The sequence below is a fragment of the Zymomonas sp. genome, assembly GCF_020216885.1.
Classification (GTDB): Bacteria; Pseudomonadota; Alphaproteobacteria; order Sphingomonadales; family Sphingomonadaceae; genus Zymomonas.
The window spans coordinates 1-4014 of sequence record NZ_JAIWON010000173.1 but is presented as its reverse complement, the minus strand read 5'-3'; the positions used below and the strand labels follow the sequence as shown (position 1 = coordinate 4014).

Annotated in this window: 2 protein-coding genes and 1 pseudogene; all 3 read left to right on the top strand. The window is 46.6% G+C overall.

Annotated elements, in window-relative coordinates; translation table 11 throughout:
- Positions 1-92 precede the first annotated feature (92 nt).
- Positions 93-539 (top strand): annotated as a pseudogene (locus tag LDL18_RS08775) (riboflavin kinase); the annotation flags it as partial.
- Positions 540-666: 127 nt separating this feature from the next.
- On the top strand, positions 667-3492 hold the full coding sequence (ileS, locus tag LDL18_RS08770; protein WP_296508812.1) for an isoleucine--tRNA ligase: 2826 nt from the start codon (positions 667-669) through the stop codon (positions 3490-3492).
- Between the two features lie 3 nt (positions 3493-3495).
- On the top strand, positions 3496-4014 hold a 519-nt coding region (gene lspA / locus LDL18_RS08765; RefSeq protein WP_296508811.1), incomplete at its 3' end, for a signal peptidase II.

Below are 4014 nucleotides of genomic sequence, written 5' to 3'. Positions count from 1 at the left end.
AAACAGAAATAAACCACAGGTAAAACAGATAGATAACTTGCAACTTTCTTTTTCATATATTGAATCTTAAAATATTTTAACTTAAATACTACCGTATTCGAGAGGCTTTGAAACAGGGGTATCCTGAAAGGGCGGCTCGTCTTCTTAGTCGACCTTTTACAGTCGAAGGCGTTGTCCGTCATGGCAATCAGGTGGGTCGTCAACTGGGCTTCCCTACGGCTAATTTATTGATGGGTGATTATGTCCGGCCTGCTTATGGGATCTATGCGGTGAAGGGGCGATTGCCCGATGGGCGTTACCTCGATGGAGCGGCTAATTTAGGGATACGTCCCAGTTTTTCTCCGCCAACAGAATGGTTGGAACCTTGTTTTTTTGACTGGGAAGGCGATATCTACGATCAGACGATTGCCGTTTCCTTGATTGCTTTTTTACGGCCAGAGCAAAAATTTAAGGGTATGGATGCCTTGATTCAGCAAATAGGCGAGGATTGTAAGGTTGCCCGCGCTTGTTTAAGTGAATATGTCATTGATCCTATTTAAAATATTAAAATAGACGACAATAATCGGATAGATATCGCTTTACTGTAAACAATCCTGTTTCTTCCAAGGGTGCTTTACATTAAAGGTATCTTTCCTTTCTTATCCCGTTTCGTATCAGAGCTTCATTATGTCCGATCAAAAATCTGCCGATGCTACCCAGGCGCGCGACTGGCGTCCGACTGTCTTTTTACCAAAAACTTCCTTCCCAATGAAGGCTGGATTGGCGAAAAAAGAACCAGAAATTCTAGCGCGTTGGCAAAAAGAAGACCTTTATCAGCAGTTGCGCGAACAGCGTAAAGGCGCGGAACGCTTCATCCTTCATGATGGCCCGCCTTATGCCAATGGCGACATTCATATCGGTCATGCTCTGAACAAGATTTTAAAAGATATCATTATGCGCAGCCAAACCCTGTTGGGGAAGGATGTGCCTTATGTCCCCGGTTGGGATTGTCATGGTCTGCCTATTGAATGGAAAGTCGAAGAGCAGTTTCGTAAAAAGAAACTGAACGTCGATAAAGATGTCAATGCTGTCGAATTCCGTCAGGAATGTCGGAAATATGCGGTTCACTGGGTCGATACCCAGCGTCAGGAATTCAAAAGATTGGGTGTTTTAGGGGAATGGGATAACCCCTATCTGACCATGAATTTTGAAGCCGAGGCTATTATTGCCGGTGAATTGATGCGCTTTTCCGAAACTGGCCAAATTTATCGTGGTGCCAAGCCGGTTCTGTGGTCAGTCGTTGAAAAGACCGCTTTGGCTGAAGCTGAAGTTGATTATGCCGATGTCGATTCTACCACGATTGATTTGGCCTTTAAAATCACGGATAGCAAAATTCCGGAATTAGTCGGTGGCTATGCCGTTATCTGGACGACCACGCCTTGGACGATTCCAGCCAACCGTGCTTTAGCCTATGGTGCTGACATTGACTATGTTTTGGTCGATTTGAACGGCAAACATTATCTTTTTGCAGAAGCCTTGTTGGAAGCTAGCCTGAAACGGATTGGTCATGAAGGCGACGCACCTGTTTTATGGCGGGGTAAGGGTTCCGAATTAGAGGGCAGTGTTGCCCAGCATCCGATGTTTGAAAAAGGCGGATTCTTTGCCGAGCCTCGTCCTTTCTTGGACGGCAGCCATGTGACGACCGAGGCCGGAACCGGTATCGTCCATATGGCACCGGATTATGGTGAGGACGATTTCCTTCTTTGTAAAGCCCATAATATCGATCCGGTTTTTGCGGTTGAAGATGATGGCCGTTATCGCAAAGATTGGCTGTGGATGGGCGGTGAAGGTCTGGTTATCTCGCCAAAGATCAATGCAGCCGATGGTCAAATTTGTTCTGATTTAAGAGAAGTCGGGGCGTTATTAGCGACCTCGGTTCTGCATCATAGCTATCCCCATAGCTGGCGTTCAAAGGCCAAGTTGATTTATCGCTGCACGCCCCAATGGTTTATCGCGCTTGATCGTTTGGTAGAGAAAGGCGCGATCGCTGGGAAAACTCTGCGTGAAACTGCATTAAACGCTATTGACGAAGTAAGCTGGTTCCCTGCCAAGGGAAAAAATCGGATTCAGACCATGGTTGAAGGTCGGCCGGATTGGGTTATTTCGCGTCAGCGGGCATGGGGGGTTCCGATCACCCTTTATGTCAATCGTGAAAGCGGCGATTATTTACGTGATCCAGAAGTAAATGCCCGTATTTTGGCTGCTTTCCGTCAAGAAGGGGCCGATGCTTGGTTTAAAGCCGATCATCAGGCCTTCCTTGGCGATAAATATCGTCTTGAAGATTATGAACCCGTCAATGATATTTTAGATGTGTGGTTTGATTCAGGTTCAACCCATGCCTTTGTCGTCGAAGCCCGTTATGGCGAAGGCACTCGCGCTCAGCTTTATTTAGAAGGATCTGACCAGCATCGCGGTTGGTTCCAATCATCCTTGCTGGAATGCTGTGGTTCGCGTGGTCATGCCCCTTATGAAGCGGTGTTGACCCACGGCTTTACCTTGGATGGTACTGGCCGGAAAATGTCGAAATCGGTTGGCAATGTCATTGATCCTTTGAAGGTTATCAATGAAAGCGGCGCCGATATTCTGCGTATGTGGGTGGCTTCGACTGACTATAACGAAGATGTCCGTATCAGTAAGGAAGTCTTGTCCGGCACATCGGATGGCTATCGCAAATTGCGGAATAGCTTCCGTTATTTACTGGGGGCTTTGGAAGGCTTTTCAGAAGAAGAAAAAGTTGATTTGGCTGACTTGCCGGAATTAGAAAAATATATCCTGCATCTTCTGGCCGAGTTGGATCAGGCATTGCATGAATCGGTCAATGGCTTTGCCTTTAACCGTTATCTCCGCTTGCTGTCTGATTTCGTGAATAATGATCTTTCGGCTTTCTTTTTTGATATTAGAAAAGACCGGCTTTATTGCGACATCGGTGAAGCTGCACCGCAAGGCACCCTAGAACGTCGCGCTTATCGCACGGTTTTGGATATTCTGTTCCATGCTTTGGTACGCTATGCGGCGCCTATCTTATGCTTTACGGCAGAAGAAGTTTGGCTGCATCGCTTCCCTGAAGCCGGATCAATTCATTTATCGGTCTGGCCGGAAGTAGATAGCCAGTGGAAAAATCAGCTTCTGGGTGAAAAATGGGCGGTTATCCGCGAACAACGCCAGATCGTAACAGAGAAAATCGAACCGTTACGGCGTGAAAAAATCGTAGGTTCCAGCCTTGAGGCTGAAGTAACCTTGCCGGTTGATGCGGCTACTGCGAAGATTCTCTCTTCGGTTGATTTCTCTGAAATCTGTATCACGGCTAAAATCAATCTGGTTGATGCCTCGGATGTTGCGATAACGGTTGATCGCACCAAAAGTCATAAATGTGGTCGTTGCTGGCAGCATCTTCCCGAAGTGGAAGAAGATGGCGCTTTGTGTGGTCGTTGTAAGTCGGTTGTTGGTGAATAAGGCGTGACACAAAAAGCGATAGCGTCTGATTCCAAAAATAAAATCAGGGTAGCCGGTTTTCTGGCTGCCCTTATCGCCTTCTTTTGTGACCAGTTTAGTAAATACTATGTTGCTCATCCGTTGCACCTGCCTGAACGGATGGAAATTCAGATATTGCCTATTTTCCAGTTAAAATGGGTTTTGAATTACGGTATTTCTATGGGATTTCTGACCGCTGGAAGTGATGTTGGGCGGTGGCTTTTGGTGGCCTTGACGGCGGCTATTGCCTTGGCTGTTGTTATTTTGATCCTACGGGAAAAGCATTTTTCTTCGGCTATGGCGCTTGGGCTTGTATTAGGGGGCGCTATCGGTAATATCACTGATCGGATACGGTCGGGGGCTGTAGTCGATTTTCTCGATTTACATTTTGGTAACTGGCATCCTTTTTTGGTTTTTAATGTTGCGGATGCCGCCATAAGCTGTGGGGTTGTCTTTCTTATTCTGCGGTCATTATGGTCGAAAAACGAGGATGATAACAAGGCT